This is a genomic window from Veillonella parvula, from assembly GCF_032577575.1.
In the GTDB taxonomy this organism is placed as follows: domain Bacteria; phylum Bacillota; class Negativicutes; order Veillonellales; family Veillonellaceae; genus Veillonella.
The window spans coordinates 529,778-548,789 of sequence record NZ_JAWFVO010000003.1 but is presented as its reverse complement, the minus strand read 5'-3'; the positions used below and the strand labels follow the sequence as shown (position 1 = coordinate 548,789).

The following is a 19,012-nucleotide window of genomic DNA, read 5'->3' as shown; positions in this document are numbered from 1 at the left end:
GTGATTGCAGCAGTCAAAGTAGTTTTACCATGGTCAACGTGACCGATTGTACCGATGTTAACATGCGGTTTCGTACGTTCAAATTTTTCTTTTGCCATTAGGATTATATCCTCCTTCACAAAAACAAATTACATTCTAGTATTAATATAATATATTAACCCTAATTTATCAATGGAATATAAGATTTCCTTACCTATTATTATACCATATATACAAAGTCTTAGAATAGCATGTCATATGTAAAGAAATAAAAAAATCCCCACCAAGGTGAGGTTTAATGGTGGCGGCACACGGATTTGAACCGCGGACACACCGGGTATGAACCGATTGCTCTAGCCAACTGAGCTATGCCGCCATGTATGGAGCTAGTGACCGGGATTGAACCGGTGACCTTATCCTTACCAAGGATACGCTCTGCCGACTGAGCTACACCAGCACAATGAACGATCATTTCACTGTGGTTTTTATGGTTGCGGGGACAGGACTTGAACCTGCGACCTTCGGGTTATGAGCCCGACGAGCTACCAACTGCTCCACCCCGCTATGAATGGTGGAGGGAGAAGGATTCGAACCTTCGAAGTCGAAGACGGCAGATTTACAGTCTGCTCCCTTTGGCCGCTCGGGAATCCCTCCATAAATAAAATGGAGCTGGCGATAGGAATTGAACCCACAACCTGCTGATTACAAGTCAGCTGCTCTACCTATTGAGCTACGCCAGCATCATTACGACAAGATGAATTGTATCACCTAGCACACTAAGTGTCAAGAACATTTAAAAACTTTTTTGAAGTTTTTCGTTCACTGTGGTCACTCTTAGTGCTTAATCATAATAACATGAAACGATACCCTATGCAAGTATTTTGTCAAAAAAAATTTATATTTTATCAATCCTCTATAAAATGCCTCGTTTTCAGTATATATCCAGTAATCAACTTTTATTTACTAGTATATTCTTTATATACCTTTACATAGTTTCATTCCTTACCAGTCCATGTCTGCTAACATCCATATTTCAGGTTTACTAAAATCAAATAATAGGAAATTACAAAACTATATTTTTTACCTAATAACTGTAATTATATAACTAAAAAAGGAGATAGCCCGCTATCTCCTTCTATACATCTATAGTTTTCCCTATATTCAACCAATATGTTCAAACATACATTTAGTCGATTGCAATAACATGATCTGGATGTGCAATACTAACTACAGCATGTTTAGGATTATTGTTATGTTCTAAGTACAACTGATCCCCTTCAATATGTCCACGCCAGCCAACGACAATAGGATACTTCTTACTAATAGTTTTTAACAACTCAAATGGTTTTAGATTTAAGATAGGTGCAAAGAATACATTAATGCCATCTAGCAAGACTACTTCCGTATCGCTACGGCTAAGAGCACGGCAAATAACTTCTTCCGCTAATTGAGGCCGTTCATCACGAGGCACGAGCAAAAACTCTTCCTCGATGAGTTGCTTAGCTTCCAAGTATTTCCAGCCCTTCTGCTCAGACAATTCACGAATTAGCAAACTTTTACCAGAACCTGGACCACCAACGATAAACAATATACGTTCATCATCACCTTGAATCTTTTCCCAACGTTCTTTTACATCTTGTACAGTAACCATACCCTTTGCCTCCTCGCTGTGACCTATCCTATTTTACAGGACGGTCAGATAACATAACGGATTTGATATATTGGTTTTTATCATCTAGGGCAAACTGTAAATAAGAGTTGCTTGCCGCTGGATTTTTATATTCATATACGGTAGACGTCCCCGCCTTTGTTGTAGATTCAACAATACGAGTTGGCATACCATACACAAAGAGCAATAAATATTTGGTATCACCCATCGCGATTCCACGACGTGTAGGCGTATAAACATTTAATAATACGCGATTGATAAGATCTTTTTTATCTACACTCACACCGTATTCATTATAGCCAATAAATGTGGAGCCAAACAATATGCCTTGATGTTTCCAATCATTATTAGGATCATTAACAAAATGGTCATTCAACTTGAAACCACGCAATACAAAATCATCAGCCGTAAGTGTACCAGCTTCAAAATCATACACTTCAGCTTTCGGCAATCCAAACCTAGGCCATACTTGTCCACTAATAATGTCTACAGCCTCTATATTGCTTTGTTTAATGGTGAAAGCAATATATTCTTTTTGCTGACCAAGCATAGATTGTTGTTGGCTATTACTATTTGTATTCTCTACAGGACTCTTAAACTCCTTTTTTTGAGGCAATGAATTTTCGGAATGCCCCTCATAAAGGAAAATATACGTCTCATTTTTCTTATCACGCCACATCGCATTAGGACTGCCATAGGCAAATATCAATTCCATCCGTGTGCTACCAGGGCCAATGTCACGTACTGTATTAGCGCCTTTTTTCGTACTATGAATATTTGTAATAGTATTTGGTTCAAAGAAGTAAGTCGCCCCTTGACCGCGCAATTGATTGTTAACCAACAATTCTTGAGCAGGTCCAGTATATACAGTTACTGCTACATCTTTCATGTAATACGTAGTAAAGTTATCACGTACCTCAGTTTTTTCTACATCTTTTGGGACTTCAAACTGATTCCCCAATCGGTATGTGCCAATAGCATAGTCATCTTGAGAACCTAAAGGCGGTAAACTGTTTGCCGTATAAGACTTACCAATATCAGCTAAATTATTCTGAGTGATACTCGGCAAAGGACCTTCGTTCTCACTAGCCGCTTGCCAGAATTGTATAGAATCACCAAATTCAGTTACAGCCATTTGCTCTGCGAGCCATCCAGTTTTAGAACCTTCCTGTTTCGTTTTTGGGTCTAGCTTAACAACTCTAACTGGTGCATTATCAAGGTAAGACAAGCTATCAACCTCACCAGTTCCATCTACACTACCATCATTGCTCGCATTAGCGGAATCTTGAGCTACAACGTTAGTGTCATCAGTAGTTTCTACTGCAACTGGGTTAACAGTGGAAATGGCAGGCTCTGCTGCATAACTGATTGTAGTAGCACACAAGCCCACAAGGAGGGCTGCTACAATACGGCTCTTCATAGAATAGTTCATCGATTATTCTCCAACTGTGCACGCAACCAATTCAACCATGTTTCAAGACCGTTGTGGGCCGTGCAACTTACTTCAAAAATTTCTCCATTTGGATTTAAATTACGGATATCTTGTATTGCCTGCTCCTTTTTGAAAGGCACATAAGGCAATAAATCAATCTTGTTAATAAGGATGGCCTTAGACTCTTTAAAGATTAACGGATACTTAAGGGGCTTATCTTCACCTTCGGTAACAGATAAAATCGTTACTTTCATGCTTTCACCAATCTCAAATTCCGCAGGGCAGACTAAATTGCCTACATTTTCAATAATAATCATATCGAGATCATCAAGATTAAGATCACCTAAGGCATCTTGAATCATCTGTGCATCGAGATGGCACCCACCAACTGTATTAATCTGGATAACAGGCACACCCAACTCATGAATGCGCTTGGCATCCTTTGCCGTAAATAAATCGCCTTCAATAACGGCTAAGCGATAATCCTTTTTTAAATCTTGTAAGGTTGCCTCCAAAAGGGAGGTCTTACCTGCCCCAGGTGAACCTAACAGGTTAAATACAAATATATTCTTTTCCTTAAACAACTGTTGTAAGGACTCTGCAATAGCATCGTTTTTTGCCAGTACATTAGTTTTAACTTGAACTTGCATGCCCTAACCTTTCTATCAATCGATATCTATAGAGGTCACTTGTAGCTCGCGACCGCCTATAGTTTGTACGAAATGGCTGTCACAATAAGGACAAATAAACGTATAATTTTTTACAAAAAATATTTTATCACAATCTAAACACTTTCCTTCAATAGGAACTGTATTGATTTCTATGCGTGAGCCTTCCGCAGGTGTTCCCTTCGTAATGGCTTCCCAACAAAATAGCAATGAATCCGGTTCTACCCCACTCATTAAACCTAAGTCTAGTTGAATAGAATGAATGACTGTCGCATCATGTTGACGTAAGGTATCGAGCGCTACATCAAGAATACCTTCTGCTATAGACATCTCATGCATGATATGCCTCGTATACCGCTTCTAGCATCATTGTCGTTGTTACGGATCCAACACCTCCTGGTACAGGAGTAATGGCAGATGCAATATCTTTTACCGCATCATAATCAACATCACCTACAGTTTTGCCGTCCAGTTCATTAATACCTACATCAATAACAACAGCACCAGGCTTAATCATATTAGCAGTAATCATATGAGCACGACCAGCCGCAGCAATAATAATATCACCACGCTTTACTTGCTCTACTAGATCAGAAGTTCTAGAATGGCACATTGTAACAGTACCATGTGCAGCGAGTGCCATAAGCGCTACAGGTTTACCGATAACTTGGCTACGACCGACTACAACCACATGTTTTCCTTCTAAAGGAATATTATAGTGATTTAAAATAGCCATACAAGCCTTAGCCGTACAAGGAGCAAAGCCACCCTTACCAGCTGTTACTAAACCGATGTTATATGTTGTAAGACCATCAATATCTTTTTTAGGATCTAACATATCGATAAGAGCTTCTGTATCAATGTGTTTAGGCATTGGCATTAGCGGTAAAATTCCATGAATAGATGGATCAGTATTTAATTCATGCAACGCCGCTACTACTTCATCTTGCGTTGTCGTTTCAGGCAATTGCTTTAGCACAAAACCATAGCCAAAATTTTTAGCTGTCTTTTCCATAAATGTAGCGTACATATGAGCACCGTGGTCTTCACCAACGAGTAATACTGCCATAGTAATTACAGAGTCGCCAACTGCTGCAACTTTTTCTTGTAAAATCGCCTTGTGAGCGTCTGCTACTGCTTTACCGCGTAATTCGATCATAAGTATCTCCATTCATTCAAACTATCTATAAAATAAGGTGCCTCCGGAGAGGCACCTAAGTCTCTTATTCTATTATATAACGAACTGTCTATAATTTCTAATTATGACCGAATTCGTTTTATCTACGGAAATGAACAGTAATTGCTGTACCAGCCTGAACAGTTGTACCGCTACTTTCATCTTGAGATGTAGCCGTACCAGTTCCATCCGGTTTAAAGGCAAGTCCCGCCTTATGTAACCAATCACGCACTTCACCATAGGTAAAACCAGTAAAGTTAGGCAATGTAACAGAACCATCACTTCCCGGTTTTGGTTCAGGTAATGTATTAGCAGCTTTAACAGCTACTGGTGTACTTTCTTTAACATACGGACTCATTTGGTAATACCGTACAAGTTGAGATACGATGTCCTTAAATACAGGGGCTACAATTTGACTACCATAATAAGAACCCTTTTGTGGGTCATCAATAACGACAAGAACTACAAATTTTGGATCCTCTACAGGGCCAAAGCCAATAAAGGACGCAATGTATTGTCCGTCGAGATAACCGCCATGTTTGGTATCTAGTTTTTGTGCCGTACCAGTTTTACCGCCGAAGTGATAACCTTCTACCATCGCTTTTGTACCGCCACCTTCGGATACTTCTTTTTCTAGAATATCTACAATGGTTTTAGCGGTTTCCGCCGGAACTGGTTGTCCCACAACAGATGTTTCAGTCGTACTTGTAACATCGCCTTGAGAGTTACTATAAGACTTGATGATATGTGGTTTCATCATAGCCCCACCATTAGAAAGTGCACCAAAGGCGCGAACCATTTGTAATGGTGTAACCGCAATACCTTGACCGATGGACATAGTCGCAACGTCTAGCTTACTCATATCCTCTGGATTATACAAAATACCTGCTCCTTCACCAGGCAATTCAATACCTGTTTCAGAGCCAAAGCCATAATCACGTATATATTTCGAGAGAATATCTGCCCCTGTTAATGTACCAATTTCAGCCATACCAGTATTAATAGAGTACTTCAAAATATCTAGCAAACGAACAGGACCATATCCCTCACCATTCCAGTTTCTAATGATATGTCCATTGGCAGCGAAGGCCCCTTTATCGTTATACACAGTGTCTAACTTCCATTTGCCTGCTGCAAGAGCTGCAGATGCAATGATAGGTTTGAATGTAGAGCCTGGTTCATATAAATTGGTAACCGCAATATTTTTGAAAGCCTCTTCACCACTTTGGTTGTAGTTATTAGGATCATAACTTGGACGATTGGCCATCGCTAATATTTCACCGTTCTTTGGATCCATAACGATAACGCTGGCATGCTTAGCTCCTGTATCAACCATCGCCTTATCAAGAGCGCGTTCTGCAATAAATTGAATTGTTGCATCGATGGTTAAGGTTACGCTTTTACCCTTATCTGGTAAAAATTTAGATAATACGGAACCAAAGATGGCATTCCCTTTATTATCAGTAGCTACAATTTCTTGTTGTACGCCCCCCTTTAATTCGTCATCAAGAACCATTTCTAGACCATCAAGACCTTTATCATCAGTGCCGACAAAGCCTAATACTTGTGCCGCTAAGACACCATTTGGATAATAGCGCTTAGATTCTTCAACGAAATTGAGGCCTGCAATATTATTATCCTTAATAACTTGTTGTACCGCTTTTGATTTGTCTGCATCCATCATACGATTCAACCAGACAAAGGCGGTATCCTCTTGCAAAGCTTTTACAATATTCTCTTTTGACATCGTTACATACGGTGAGATGAGCTCCGCAATCTCTTGAGGAGACTGTTTAATCATCTTCGGATCCGCATATAAAGATTTTGTAACTACACTCATCGCCAATGGCTTGCCATTACGGTCATAGATTGTACCCCGCGGCGATTGTAATTTTCTATCTACTTGAACTTGTAATAAGTTTTTCTTCTCTAGGTCAAAGGTGTCAAAGACCTGTAACTGTGCTAAACGCCCAATAAGGACGAAGGCAACGGTCATGAGTATGGCAAGGCACCACGTAGTGCGACTCCAATCACTCATGCGTAATAACGCTTTATTTAATAACTTCATCATTTCTCCACTGGACGGCGTAACTTATGGTCTAATGCATCATATAATGCATCTGGTTCATTGGGAATCACCCCATTTTGAACCTGACCTAATAAATACTGCAATCCTTCCCCCACTTTTTTCCCTGCAAGCTTAATAACTCGTTCGTCATAATTTAAATCCTTTGTATGGATAGGCATCTCTAGGCTAAGATCTGCCATACATTCACCAAAGGCTAAGGTGCCATCAGTCGATGCATAAGGCTTCCCACAGCCTAATACATCGGCAGCACAAACCTTAGATAATTGTTCCCATGCAATTCGCATAATTTGACTATCTCGAAACTCACCGCTGCGAGCCTCTTTACGGATCCACTTCTTCTCATTAGCTTCCCCATTTTGTACAAAATAGTGAAAGCGCATATGATTTTTTACAATCCAAGCTACACGGCGCACAAAACTCTTAGGGTAACCTAAACGAGTAAGCAAGGTTTCTGTCATTTCAGCCCCTAATGTATCATGACCACGATCTGTGAGGCGACCATTCACCACAGCACGCACCGTAGGCATCCCCTTTGCTACATCGTGTAACAGTGCACCCCAACGTAATGTTAAATCTGGTTCTGTATGAGATACAACGGCTAATGTATGATACCAACCATCAAATTCGTGAAAGTCTTTTTCTTGTGGTAAATTCACAAGATGGTATAGCTCTGGTAAAATAGGCACTTCATGAGCGACGCCATTTTCTACAACGCGACAAGAGCACTCGGCCAAGCGAGATTGTACTAATACATCAAGGCCTTTAGCCACAGCAGGCTCTAACATGAGTCGGTCCAGTTCACTACGAACTCTCTCGAGAGATAATCCAGGCACACGATGAAATGCCTTTGGCATAGCTTCTAATAAGTCTTCGGTAGGTAAGAAATCTAGCTTTGCCACAAAGCGGCACGCTCTAAATAATCGCAATGCATCTTCTTCAAAACGTTCCTGCGCATTACCAATAGTGCGTAATGTCTTATGTTTAATATCTCGGCGTCCACCTACGAGGTCGATAACCTCACCAAAGCGGTTCATCGCCATGCCGTTGACAGTAAAGTCACGACGTAACACATCTTCTTCTAAGGTATCGGCATAGATAATTTCTTCAGGGCGATGGCTATCTGCGCCATATCGCTCCGTTCTATATGTAGCAATTTCGTATTGCCTTCCCTCTAATGTAGCTACCACTACACCAAAAGATTTGCCTACGAGGTCTGTCGTTTGAATATCATGACTGCGAAGAACCTCAATTACCGTATCGGGACGTGCAGACGTCACAATATCGAAGTCATGTGGCTTTTGATGCATCAAAATATCGCGCACAGCGCCGCCTATGATATAGGCTTCATGACCGGCTTCTTCCAATACGGTCAATATTCGATTTGCTTGTTCCATCATACACGCTCCTTTCTAAACTAGTCTAATCTTTATTTTACTACAAATGAAAGCATGAAAAAAGTGCAATCCTTATAAGGATTGCACTCTTTCCGCAATAGCTGTACCTGTCGGTGTTACCGCAAGACCGCCATCACTTGTTTCACGCAATGCTGCCGGCATAGCACGGCCTATATTATTCATCGCTTCGATGACTTCATCTGGTGGAATTTGACTTTCAATATTCATCAACGCCATTTCAGATGCAGTAATAGCATGAACTGCATAGAAGCCATTACGTTTAACACATGGTACCTCTACGAGTCCCGCCACTGGATCACAAGCAAGCCCCAATAGATTTTTCATGCACAATGCGATAGCATGGCCTACTTGACGTGGTGAACCACTCATCATTTCGACAATCGCACCTGCTGCCATACACGCAGCCGTACCAATTTCCGCTTGGCAACCGCCAACAGCACCAGCAACACAAGCGCGATTTGCTACTACATTACCAATACCGGACGCAGCTAAGAAGCCTTTTACCACTGTAGCTCTATCTAATTGGTAGTGGTCCGCAACGGCTTTCACCGCACCAGGCATAACACCACAAGAGCCCGCCGTAGGACAAGCAACAATGCGGAACATCTTTGCATTTGCCTCATTTACAGCAATAGCATACGTCATTGCCTTATACGCAATATCACTCATAAAACGAGGTGTTTGCCCATTAAGCTGTGCCGCTTGACCACCGGACATACCAGAAGCCGTTTTCTCCGCATAAGCTATGCCATCTTGAATGGAGCTTTCAAAAATATCTAAGCGATTTTCTATTTCACGAACAACCGCATCTTCACTACGGTCGTAATTCTCTAATTCATAACGCAATACTACATCGCCAAAAGAAATATTGTTTTCCTCACCTAGGCGAATAATATCTGCAATTGTATCATATGCATAACTCATCATTCGCCCTCCTATAATGCTTCAAAGGTCATCACATCCTGGATTCCTGGAAACTCGCGCATAAACTGAACTGTAATAGGATTTACCACCGTATCTGTAGTAATAACCATAACTGCATCCTTATGCTTGCCCTTACGGAATACGCGCATCGTAGCGATGTTAATATCAGACTCGCTCAATGCTTGGCTCACAAGAGAAATCGCACCAGGTCTATCCTCATGGAACACAACGAGCGTAAACTCATCTCCTGTAATGGACATATCATTTCCATCTACTTCGGTAATCATAATCTGACCACCGCCGAGAGAGCGACCAATAACAGTCATATGACGATTATGTTCATCATACATATCAAAACGCACCACATTCGGATGCCCTACATCAAGAGGAGACTCAATAAAAGAAAACTCCATCCCCTCTTTTTTCGCTAATTCATGGGCAACTCGGATGTTCGCATCATCCTCTTTATAACCTAATAAGCCGCCAATCAAAGCACGATCTGTGCCATGCCCTTTATAGGTTTTTGCAAAAGATCCATATAATGTTAAATCTACCTTTTTGGGAGTAGAACGAAAAATACAACGCGCCATCTTCCCTAGCCGCGCAGCCCCCGCTGTATGCGAACTAGACGGACCAATCATAATAGGTCCTATAATATCAAAAATACTATTCATATATGCCTCTACATACACACAAATAATGTGAGAAAGTTCTTACTTACCTATAGTATAACAATCAATATTGATAAATGTCTATATGCACATTAGAGGCATATTTGTGCGTCTATGAAGGACTACTATTTATATGAAAACTATCAAAGAGAAGTATGTTGATGGGACGCCTTTATATCTACAGTTATAAAAAGGAAAGACTATACTTATGCAGCGACATCAGGTCACGAGGAGCAAAGAAGTATAGTCTTTCCTTTCTAACTAAGTTGTGGATACAAAACTGGGCCCCATCAATATGCAAATACTCGATAGATAGCTTTCACAATAATAGTAAAAAAACGCACCTAAGGATAACCCTAGGTGCGTTATTTATAACAACAGTCCTAAATCATAAAAGAGAGGGGACGTAGGACTGTGGTTAACAGATTAATAGATCCTATTAGCCCAAGATAGCTTTCATGTCAGCTTCTGGAGTTGTAATTGGATGTAATTGGAATTTATCTACCAAAATGTTCAATACATTGCTGGAGAAGAATTTAGGCAAGGAAGGTCCGATGTAAATGTTACGGATACCCAATGCCAACAATGTTAACAAGATACATACCGCTTTTTGTTCGTACCAGGACAATACCAATGTCAATGGCAAATCGTTTACATCACATTCAAATGCACCAGCTAAAGCTACTGCTACTTGAATAGCGGAGTAAGCATCGTTACATTGACCCATATCAAGGATACGAGGGATACCACCGATTTCGCCGATGTTCATGTCGTTGAAACGGAATTTACCACAAGCCAATGTCAATACTACAGTATCATTTGGAGTTTGTTTAACGAATTCAGTGTAGTAGTTACGGCCTACTTTAGCACCGTCACAACCACCTACCAAGAAGAAGTGTTTAATAGCGCCAGCTTTTACAGCGTCAATTACTTTATCAGCAATACCCAATACTGTGCCATGACCGAAACCAGTAGTTACTTCATGACCACCGTTGATACCAGTGAATTCTTGAGCTTCTTTGTAGCCGCCCAATTCGATAGCACGGTTGATAACTGCGGAAAAGTCTTTAGTACCATCTTCTTTTTCTTCGATATGTGCACAACCATCGAAACCTACCATATCTGTAGTGAAGATATTAGCTTTGTAGTTTTCTTTTGGTGGCATAATGCAGTTTGTAGTGAACAAGAATGCACCAGGAACATCAACAAATTCTTTTTGTTGGTTTTGCCATGCTGTACCGAAGTTACCTTTCAATTGAGGATGTTTCTTCAATTCAGGATAAGCGTGGCAAGGCAACATTTCACCATGAGTATAGATATTTACACCTTTACCATCAGTTTGTTCCAATAATTGTTTCAAGTCATGAAGGTCATGACCAGTTACAACGATGAAAGGACCTGGTTCTACAGTCAAAGGAACTGTAGTTGGTACAGGTGTACCATATGTTTCAGTATTAGCTTTATCAAGAACAGCCATACATTTCAAGTTAATTTGACCAAATTCCATCAAAAGATCAAGCCATTCTTCAGCACTGTGATCTTTAGCGAATTCTACCATGCCTTTAACGAACCAAGCGTCAACATCAGCATCGTGGAAGCCAAGGCGAGCAGCATGCCATGCATATGCAGCCATACCACGCATACCTAACAATAATGTGGAACGAAGGGATACGATGTCTTCTTCACCTTTCCACAATTGTTCCCAATCGAAATTTTGTTGAGCGCTATCCACTTTTGCATGGTAAGCATTTACTTCGTCAATGAATTCTTGAACGCGGTCTTCAGAGAAGTTTACGTTTGTTACACACATGAACAAACCGCGCATAATATAATCGATACCTTCTTTAGTATGACCCTTTACGTCTAAAGCGCGAGCCAAGCCAACTAAGGCAGCAGTTAATTCGTCTTGTAAGTTAGCAACTGGTGCAGTTTTACCACATACACCTTGTACAGTACAGCCACCTGGTGCTGCAGATTGTTCGCATTGATAACAGAACATACTCATTTAAAAATCCTCCTTTGCGAGACTTCCTCGCAGTCAAGCTAGATAATATAAAACCTATACATTACACTGATGTTTTATCAGTTGTCTGATTGATTACATTTGAAAGTATAACGTAAAGATGATACAATTTCTGTAGCTTGAGCAACAAATAAAAACTTTTTCAAAAATTTTCCTGACTTCCCTTATGGAACAGGTAGACCATTTAGTCTTATACTTTTATTATACAATAATCATTTTTAATTGCTATAGACTTTATCACACCGGAGGTGCTTATGAAACAAATACTTTCAAACGATATCATTAATCAATATATGCCCACCCTCGTGAAATGTCCTTTATTCAATACATTAGGAGAGCCAGAGCTGCGTAGCTATTTAAATAATGCCAAAGTTATCATCCACAGTTACCAAAAAAATGATTTTATAGCCCTCGCTGGAGATCCTATGGAGGGTATTGGTGTCATTCTTGAAGGCAGCGCTTTACTGACTCGTGAAAATGTAATGGGGCAACGGGTTATTATGGCAAACTTAGAGCAATCAGATATTTTTGGAGAAGCACTACTATTTAGCAAACAGCCTTTATGGCCTGCTACCATTAAAGCAACAAAAGCAACTAAAATTATGTTTATTCCCCTTGAAACCTTTATTAAAACATTACCGGATTGTCATCAATGCCAAACTAAAATCCTATCTAATCTATTAGAGGATTTATCTGAAAAAGCAATTCTATTAACCAGAAAAGTCCACTACCTCACATTAAAAGGGATGCGCGAAAAGATTTTTGCGTACTTAACAGATATTTATAAACGTCAGCATTCTAACACAATTCAATTACCCCACAACCGCGAGCAAATGGCTGAGGTTCTCAATGTATCTCGCACAGCCCTTAGCCGTGAATTAGGACGCCTTCGCGATGAAGGTCTCATTGATATTACAGGGCGCACCGTAACAATTAAAAATATTGAAGACATTGAAGAATTCGGCTTTAACACCTTTTAATACTTAATGTCTATTAAATTTAACAAACTAAAAAGTCTCTCAAGATTATCTTGAGAGACTTTTTTATTACACGACTCATAAAATATATAACGGTTTTAAGTATATAATAACTATATAATATAATTTTTCAAACTATATAGTGCTTAAAATTGTAAATTAGAACCAATGAGACAAATCAAATTCTTCACCAATGGTTGCTTTCACATGAGCACGACCTAAGTAAAGGCCTAACAATGTTAAGCTAATTTTAGACATTGGCGTGCTATCAAAGACATCAGCTAAGTCCAATAGAACCGGTGAAATATCATCCATGATATCACGCGCCTCTTGTCCCCTGAAAGCAGTAGGTTTGCTCTTCATCAGAGCTAAAAGATCACGTTGAACCATAGCATTAGAAATTCGTGTTTGTCTAAAGAATTGTGGTGCTAAAGACTCATCTACCAAGGCTAATTTATAAAGATTGGAGTTCAAGCTACGCACCACATAACGTGGATCTACACCATGACCATCTGTAGCACGGAAGAGTTCTTCCTTAGAGAAACCACGATAGTTGAATACAAACGGATATGAATTCGACAACACTTGGCATAAAGTGATAGGCTCTTGTTCTTCTTGTGTACAGCGTAAGTAGTCCAGCTGGCGATAGAAGGAATCATTTCGAGGTAAATCAGAGATGAATGGCTCAATATATTTTTCCACATAATGTTGGAAGTGAATCAATCCATAGTTATTAGAATTTCTAGAATATTGTAACAATAATGTTAAGGCCATAACTTGGAAGTGACCTAATGTTAAATGAGGTAATACACGTAATGCATCAAAAGCTACGAGGTATGGCGTACTAGATTTAGGAGATTGAACCACATCTAGAAAAGCACCTAATGCAGCGGACTTCATCCACTCTGTATTTGTAGCGGCATATGCCTTTTGCATACTCATCAACGCTTCTTGAATAACAATATTCTCTAGTAATGCATTCACTTCAACAATTTTTGTAATATTGAGAGCCGCTAAAGCATCTCTTGTAATAGATTCTACATAATGTTGCGTATCACCATGTAACACCCCAAAGGAATGAACAAATGGTGCTATAGCCAACTCAACGCATTTATCCTCATGTGCCGTTTTTGCCCATTGACCATGCGGTTCCTCCTCTTCAGCTAAACTTGTTGCCGCCAATTGTGCTTCAATTTCAGAAGCATCAAACAAACGCGTTTCATCTAATACCGATGGACCTTCCGCGGTTTGTATTTCGTTTGCACCACCTATCATTTGTGTAGCATCTATGCTATCCGCTTCATCAGCTTCAAAGGCTTCCACAGATTCACCCATAGCAATTGTATCTTCAACAGAGTTAGCGCTATTGAGAAGTTCATCTGTAACAACATCGAGGACAATAGTTTTATCCACCAACGGAGTAACACCTTGATTGGCTTGATTAGCTTGCTTAAGATCTGATACAGCTGTCATCACAATGGTTTCATCCCCTATTGGTGTGCCATTATCCGAACCTATTGGTGTTCCATTATCCGAACCTAATGCTAACGCATATTCTCCCTCTGAAACATGACTTGAATTAGACTTTAGAGTACTTCTTTTATTATAAGAGGTATCTATAGGATCAACCAGAGGTTCAGCCGGTTCTCGCTCTTCACCGACCACCGTTTCAACTGTATCCGGAATTGATGCAGTATATACATTAGTTCCACTCGTATGTGTGATTGTTACATTGCCCTCTTGCGACTCCGTTGCAAATATAACATCATTATGCGCTTTAGGATTATTTTTATTACTTATGTTTTTATAGGATTTTTCTTTTGCCTTACTTTCACCATCACCACCGCTAAATACAGCATAGCAAACAGCAAAGAATCCCAATGCCACGACGGCTAATACAAAATACGGTATTAGGTTTGACATACTATCCCCCTACATCAATGCTTCATTATATACAGCACGCTCACCGCCAATGCTCTTCGGACGAACACGACAAGCGGTCACATGTGCTTTCCCAATTTCTTTCACACAAAGACGTACAGGCACTGCAACGTGTTTCATGTGCATACCAATGAAAGTATCTCCAATATCGATGCCTACATCAGCTTGAATAAATTCAACCATCACAGGATCATCAAAATATTCGTACGCCATCACAGCCAGGGCACCACCCGCATGACGTTGAGGAACAACATTAACTTCCTCCTCCCATGTCATCGCACTACGTTCCATAACAAGTGCACGATTAATATGTTCACAACATTGAATAGCCAAGTTAAGTCCTTTAGCCTTAACAGCATTGTATATTTCATCAAATACGACCTGAGCCACATCAAGGTGAGAGTCAGTGCCGATTTTTTTACCTACAATTTCGCTAGTGGAACAGCCAACAACGAATAATTGACCTTCGCGAACCTTTGCTAAATCAAGTAATTCAGCCATCGCGTTGCGAGTTGACTGACGAATAGTTTCTACAGAAGTCATGTTATCGCCTCACTCAAATTGAATGTATAAAATCTATATGTATATTATCATAAAACCGACAGAATCGGTAGACTAAACTCTACACGTAACGGATGAACATCTTATGATTATGGCTTAACAACAAAAAGAGGCTTGCTTTAGCAAGCCTCTTTCAATCACTCAATGGTGATATTAGATTTTTCTGTAAGGTTTTTGGCCTAATTCGTAGAAGTTATTACCTTCAGTATCGCCAACCACGATGCAAGGGAAATCTTCAACAGTCAATTCAGCCAAAGCTTCTGGTCCAAGTTCACCATAAGCAAGTACTTCATATTTTTTGATGGATTTTGCAATCAATGCTGCTGCGCCACCAACTGCTGCGAAGTATGTGCAACCATTTTTCTTCATGGATTCAACTACTTCTGGTTTACGGGAACCTTTACCAATCATGCCTTTGATACCTTGGTCAAGCATTGTTGGTGTGTAAGCATCCATACGACCGGAAGTTGTAGGACCAGCGGAACCAATTGGATCACCAGGTTTTGCAGGTGTTGGTCCAAGATAATAAACGAATTTATTTGTCCAGTCGATTGGTAATTTTTCACCACGCGCTAAAGCTTCAGTCATAACTTTATGAGCAGCGTCACGAGCGGAGTAAATTTTACCAGTGATAAGAACGCTATCACCAACTTTTAATTTGCGGGAAAACTCTTCATTATATTCTTCAGTATTAATGCGAATTGATTCAGCCATTGTTTTTACCTCCTATCGATTAAAGTACTACGTGAGCATGACGAGCAGCATGGCACATGATAGTAACTGCAACAGGAAGACCTGCGATGTGAGTTGCACCCCATTCGATGTTTACACCGATACAAGTTGTAGTGCCACCCAATTGTGGTCCAATACCAGTTTTGTTAACCATTTCCATGATTTCTTCTTCTAATTTTGCATAGTCTGCATCTTTATGAGGTACGCTAATGTCACGAAGCAACGCTTTTTTGGACATAACTGCTGCTTGGTCCATAGTACCGCCAATACCAATGCCGAGTACAATTGGAGGGCATGGGTTAGGACCTGCATGTTTTACGATTTCAAGGACTGCATTTTTAACGCCTTCCACACCATCAGCAGGTACGAGCATAGCTACATCGGATTTATTTTCAGAACCGAAACCTTTTAATTCTACTTGAATATCTACTTTATCGCCAGGAACGATTTCAGTATAGATGATTGCAGGTGTGTTATTTTGTGTATTTTTACGGTTGAACAATGGTTCAGCTACAACGGATTTACGAAGATAACCTTCAACATAACCAGCTGCAACACCAGCATTGATAGCTTCTGTAAGATCACCACCAACGAAATGAACATCTTGACCAACTTTTAAGAATACCATAGTCATACCAGTATCTTGGCAGTATGGACGATCTTCAGCATCGGCAATTTCTGCATTTTTAATAATTTGATCAAGAACGATACGACCTACTGAAGACTCTTCTGTTTCACGGCCTTTTTTCAAACCTTCATAGATGTCTTTTGGCAAGTGGTAAGCTGCGTCCATACACATTTGACGGACTGTTTTTGTGATTTCAGATACTTGAATCTCGCGCAAGATAATCCCTCCTCAGGAAAATAGTTGAATATTAATTCTAATACCGATGAGATAAAATAAAATTCTCAAACATATGAAAGAATATCTATCTCAAACCGATGAGATTAACTCTATACATAAATCGTAGCACACAATATAGGGGGATTCAACGCCTTACCTATACAGTTTTCTCAATGCTTTTTCGGTTTTTGAGAATTGTTTTCATGAATATTTTTGTATATATTTCGGTTTTTCAATAGCCTATATAGACCTTATTCTCTAGTCACTAAAATAGCCCTGCATTGTGATAAAAGTCATAGTCTATCATATATCAATAAGATTTTTATATCTTATATTTTTACCTACTTTATTATATATAGATTTGGTTTAAAATGAACCACAAACATAGGCTATATCTAATAAGATAAATACACTTCTTTCTTAACTGATACTACTTTTCAACTAAATCTTTTAAACTTTTCTATAATGCATATGTATACCGATTATCTTCAATATACTTATATTGCTAACTCCCATGCATTTGGAGTCATACAATCACCTTAGAACACAGTAAATATCTATAATTATTAAGCTCTATAGATTTTATTAATTTTAATGACTCTCTCATCAAAATTACTGATAACCAATTTTATTTATAAAGTTATGTCTTTTAGTCATAATTGATAGTATCTATTTTATAGTGTTCTAAAAAAAATGCTTGCTTTTATAATTAATCTAACATATAATAACAATCGTACCATTCCTCGATAGCTCAGTCGGTAGAGCAATCGGCTGTTAACCGATCGTTCCCGGACGGGTCACCACATATGGACGATTAGCTCAGCTGGGAGAGCGCCTGCCTTACAAGCAGGATGTCGGCAGTTCGATCCTGTCATCGTCCACCAAACTAAAGGAGCAAGCTGTTAAGCTTGCTCCTTTTTTTTATATATATGATATAATAATATAAATTGTATAATTTGTAATTTTAAAAGAGTTTTATTAAGAGGAGGAATTATGTTACATAACTTCGGACTCTATAAACGTCCACTACTTACAGTACTTGCTGTACTACTCACAACTGCATTTACAACAGCCAGTGCCGCTATGATCGATTTGAGTCAGCTAACACCAAATACAACGCAACCTGTGGTTCTTAGCACTATACAAAGTAACACAAGTAATGAGGCTTCTACATTGACCCCTAAAACAAATATGGAGCCTGTCATAAAAGTAGCTGCCACACCAACATCTACACCAATTTCTGGAGTTTCAGAAAAAGCAACTATTAATGCTACTAGTACAAGTCATGATGGTCACTTGGAAAACTTTCCAAGCCGCAAAGTAACTATTGTTGTACCAGCAAATTTGCGCAATGAAAACACAGCTCAATTTGGTCACTACATGACAGATCGCTTATCAAATACACTTAAATATCCTTACTATGATACAACCATTGTAAGTACTAACACACCAACTGCAGAAATTAAAGCCGCTGATCTTGCTCAAATTGCAGAGGCCCAAAATTCTGAAATCGTTATTATGCCTGTACCATTACAAGACGTATATGTACAAGTTAATACTATTAACAGCCCAGATCCATACAATAAGGATAATCATGAAATTTATATCGCTGCAAAGGTTAATGCCCTTTTATACTATTATGATGTAAACGATAAGGTAATCCATACTGTTCGTACGGGCTTCAACCAAACTGATGACTCTTTAACTATGCCAACACATAAATCAGTTTGGAACAAAGTTATGACTATATTACTTGATAAATTACCATACAAACGAATTCCAACAGATCGTGACCGCTACCAAGCACCTGGTATCAATTCTGAGGCACCTGTTGTATTAGATTTTCAAGTAGAACAACCTAAGAATACTGCATACTCCTTAAAAGGTGTGAGCGTTTTATAATCAAAATT

At 39.4% G+C, this 19,012-nt stretch carries 17 protein-coding genes and 6 tRNA genes; 3 read left to right on the top strand and 20 right to left on the bottom strand.

The genetic code is table 11. From position 1 onward, the window contains the following. The 16 genes from E7K77_RS08320 to hcp form a co-directional block, all read right to left on the bottom strand. A partial coding sequence (locus E7K77_RS08320) for a GTP-binding protein (RefSeq protein ID WP_038034850.1) occupies positions 1–98 on the bottom strand: 98 nt, incomplete at its 3' end. A gap of 180 nt (positions 99–278) precedes the next feature. Further along, positions 279–355, bottom strand: a tRNA-Met gene (locus tag E7K77_RS08315). Positions 356–360: 5 nt separating this feature from the next. Beyond that, positions 361–436, bottom strand: a tRNA-Thr gene (locus tag E7K77_RS08310). A 31-nt stretch (positions 437–467) separates the two neighbouring features. Beyond that, positions 468–543 (bottom strand) — tRNA-Met (locus E7K77_RS08305). 5 nt (positions 544–548) lie between these two features. Further along, positions 549–633, bottom strand: a tRNA-Tyr gene (locus E7K77_RS08300). Between the two features lie 10 nt (positions 634–643). Then, positions 644–719: transfer RNA gene (locus tag E7K77_RS08295), tRNA-Thr, on the bottom strand. A 446-nt stretch (positions 720–1,165) separates the two neighbouring features. Further along, the gene (gene brxF / locus E7K77_RS08290; RefSeq protein WP_004695092.1) at positions 1,166–1,630 is read right to left on the bottom strand and encodes a BREX-3 system P-loop-containing protein BrxF; all 465 of its coding nucleotides are present in this window, start codon (positions 1,628–1,630) and stop codon (positions 1,166–1,168) included. 28 nt (positions 1,631–1,658) lie between these two features. Further along, the gene (locus E7K77_RS08285; protein ID WP_004697547.1) at positions 1,659–3,080 is read right to left on the bottom strand and encodes a hypothetical protein; all 1,422 of its coding nucleotides are present in this window, start codon (positions 3,078–3,080) and stop codon (positions 1,659–1,661) included. Further along, the gene (gene hypB / locus E7K77_RS08280) at positions 3,077–3,730 is read right to left on the bottom strand and encodes a hydrogenase nickel incorporation protein HypB (protein ID WP_004697543.1); all 654 of its coding nucleotides are present in this window, start codon (positions 3,728–3,730) and stop codon (positions 3,077–3,079) included. The genes E7K77_RS08285 and hypB overlap by 4 nt, the downstream gene beginning before the upstream one ends. A 15-nt stretch (positions 3,731–3,745) precedes the next feature. Next, entirely contained in the window at positions 3,746–4,087 is a 342-nt protein-coding gene (locus E7K77_RS08275; protein WP_008714928.1) for a hydrogenase maturation nickel metallochaperone HypA/HybF, read from the bottom strand. Beyond that, entirely contained in the window at positions 4,080–4,907 is an 828-nt protein-coding gene (locus E7K77_RS08270; protein ID WP_038125694.1) for a bifunctional 5,10-methylenetetrahydrofolate dehydrogenase/5,10-methenyltetrahydrofolate cyclohydrolase, read from the bottom strand. The genes E7K77_RS08275 and E7K77_RS08270 overlap by 8 nt, the downstream gene beginning before the upstream one ends. Positions 4,908–5,025: 118 nt before the next feature. Continuing rightward, positions 5,026–6,993 (bottom strand): penicillin-binding transpeptidase domain-containing protein, encoded by a 1,968-nt coding sequence (locus tag E7K77_RS08265; protein ID WP_038125692.1) that lies wholly within the window; start codon positions 6,991–6,993, stop codon positions 5,026–5,028. Beyond that, complete coding sequence (locus E7K77_RS08260) at positions 6,993–8,411, bottom strand: CCA tRNA nucleotidyltransferase (RefSeq protein ID WP_008714924.1); 1,419 nt, start codon at positions 8,409–8,411, stop codon at positions 6,993–6,995. Before E7K77_RS08260 ends, E7K77_RS08265 begins: the two co-directional genes overlap by 1 nt. A 69-nt stretch (positions 8,412–8,480) precedes the next feature. Beyond that, positions 8,481–9,353: an L-serine ammonia-lyase, iron-sulfur-dependent, subunit alpha gene (sdaAA, locus tag E7K77_RS08255; protein WP_083788811.1), complete on the bottom strand. Its 873-nt coding sequence runs from the start codon at positions 9,351–9,353 to the stop codon at positions 8,481–8,483. An 11-nt stretch (positions 9,354–9,364) separates the two neighbouring features. Continuing rightward, positions 9,365–10,027 carry an L-serine ammonia-lyase, iron-sulfur-dependent subunit beta gene (gene sdaAB / locus E7K77_RS08250; protein WP_038125691.1) on the bottom strand — a complete coding sequence of 221 codons (663 nt, stop codon included), beginning with the start codon at positions 10,025–10,027 and terminating at the stop codon, positions 9,365–9,367. A 436-nt stretch (positions 10,028–10,463) separates the two neighbouring features. After that, positions 10,464–12,029 (bottom strand): hydroxylamine reductase, encoded by a 1,566-nt coding sequence (gene hcp / locus E7K77_RS08245; RefSeq protein WP_008602464.1) that lies wholly within the window; start codon positions 12,027–12,029, stop codon positions 10,464–10,466. Positions 12,030–12,301: 272 nt separating this feature from the next. On the opposite strand from hcp, the gene E7K77_RS08240 reads away from it, so the two are divergent. Beyond that, entirely contained in the window at positions 12,302–13,027 is a 726-nt protein-coding gene (locus E7K77_RS08240) for a Crp/Fnr family transcriptional regulator (RefSeq protein ID WP_021148534.1), read from the top strand. Between the two features lie 156 nt (positions 13,028–13,183). Here E7K77_RS08240 and E7K77_RS08235 read toward each other — a convergent pair whose 3' ends face one another. The 4 genes from E7K77_RS08235 to E7K77_RS08220 form a co-directional block, all read right to left on the bottom strand. Continuing rightward, entirely contained in the window at positions 13,184–14,947 is a 1,764-nt protein-coding gene (locus E7K77_RS08235; RefSeq protein WP_008602460.1) for an LPO_1073/Vpar_1526 family protein, read from the bottom strand. 9 nt (positions 14,948–14,956) lie between these two features. Further along, on the bottom strand, positions 14,957–15,508 hold the full coding sequence (locus E7K77_RS08230; protein ID WP_008602458.1) for a TIGR01440 family protein: 552 nt from the start codon (positions 15,506–15,508) through the stop codon (positions 14,957–14,959). A gap of 171 nt (positions 15,509–15,679) precedes the next feature. Continuing rightward, positions 15,680–16,240 carry a Fe-S-containing hydro-lyase gene (locus tag E7K77_RS08225; protein ID WP_004695073.1) on the bottom strand — a complete coding sequence of 187 codons (561 nt, stop codon included), beginning with the start codon at positions 16,238–16,240 and terminating at the stop codon, positions 15,680–15,682. Between the two features lie 19 nt (positions 16,241–16,259). Continuing rightward, on the bottom strand, positions 16,260–17,102 hold the full coding sequence (locus E7K77_RS08220) for a fumarate hydratase (RefSeq protein ID WP_004695072.1): 843 nt from the start codon (positions 17,100–17,102) through the stop codon (positions 16,260–16,262). A gap of 808 nt (positions 17,103–17,910) precedes the next feature. Between E7K77_RS08220 and E7K77_RS08215 the strand changes: the two genes are divergently transcribed. After that, positions 17,911–17,986: transfer RNA gene (locus E7K77_RS08215), tRNA-Val, on the top strand. Positions 17,987–18,095: 109 nt separating this feature from the next. Further along, a complete protein-coding gene (locus tag E7K77_RS08210; protein ID WP_021148535.1) occupies positions 18,096–19,004 on the top strand; it encodes a hypothetical protein in 909 nt (302 codons plus the stop codon). Positions 19,005–19,012: the final 8 nt, after the last annotated feature.

What these genes read in the sequence shown, in the direction of transcription:
- brxF (WP_004695092.1), bottom strand. Translation starts at nt 1,630, where the DNA reads ATGGTTACTGTACAAGATGTAAAAGAACGTTGGGAAAAGATTCAAGGT.
- E7K77_RS08285 (WP_004697547.1), bottom strand. Translation starts at nt 3,080, where the DNA reads ATGAACTATTCTATGAAGAGCCGTATTGTAGCAGCCCTCCTTGTGGGC.
- hypB (WP_004697543.1), bottom strand. Translation starts at nt 3,730, where the DNA reads ATGCAAGTTCAAGTTAAAACTAATGTACTGGCAAAAAACGATGCTATT.
- E7K77_RS08275 (WP_008714928.1), bottom strand. Translation starts at nt 4,087, where the DNA reads ATGCATGAGATGTCTATAGCAGAAGGTATTCTTGATGTAGCGCTCGAT.
- E7K77_RS08270 (WP_038125694.1), bottom strand. Translation starts at nt 4,907, where the DNA reads ATGATCGAATTACGCGGTAAAGCAGTAGCAGACGCTCACAAGGCGATT.
- E7K77_RS08265 (WP_038125692.1), bottom strand. Translation starts at nt 6,993, where the DNA reads ATGAAGTTATTAAATAAAGCGTTATTACGCATGAGTGATTGGAGTCGC.
- E7K77_RS08260 (WP_008714924.1), bottom strand. Translation starts at nt 8,411, where the DNA reads ATGATGGAACAAGCAAATCGAATATTGACCGTATTGGAAGAAGCCGGT.
- sdaAA (WP_083788811.1), bottom strand. Translation starts at nt 9,353, where the DNA reads ATGAGTTATGCATATGATACAATTGCAGATATTATTCGCCTAGGTGAG.
- sdaAB (WP_038125691.1), bottom strand. Translation starts at nt 10,027, where the DNA reads ATGAATAGTATTTTTGATATTATAGGACCTATTATGATTGGTCCGTCT.
- hcp (WP_008602464.1), bottom strand. Translation starts at nt 12,029, where the DNA reads ATGAGTATGTTCTGTTATCAATGCGAACAATCTGCAGCACCAGGTGGC.
- E7K77_RS08240 (WP_021148534.1), top strand. Translation starts at nt 12,302, where the DNA reads ATGAAACAAATACTTTCAAACGATATCATTAATCAATATATGCCCACC.
- E7K77_RS08235 (WP_008602460.1), bottom strand. Translation starts at nt 14,947, where the DNA reads ATGTCAAACCTAATACCGTATTTTGTATTAGCCGTCGTGGCATTGGGA.
- E7K77_RS08230 (WP_008602458.1), bottom strand. Translation starts at nt 15,508, where the DNA reads ATGACTTCTGTAGAAACTATTCGTCAGTCAACTCGCAACGCGATGGCT.
- E7K77_RS08225 (WP_004695073.1), bottom strand. Translation starts at nt 16,240, where the DNA reads ATGGCTGAATCAATTCGCATTAATACTGAAGAATATAATGAAGAGTTT.
- E7K77_RS08210 (WP_021148535.1), top strand. Translation starts at nt 18,096, where the DNA reads ATGTTACATAACTTCGGACTCTATAAACGTCCACTACTTACAGTACTT.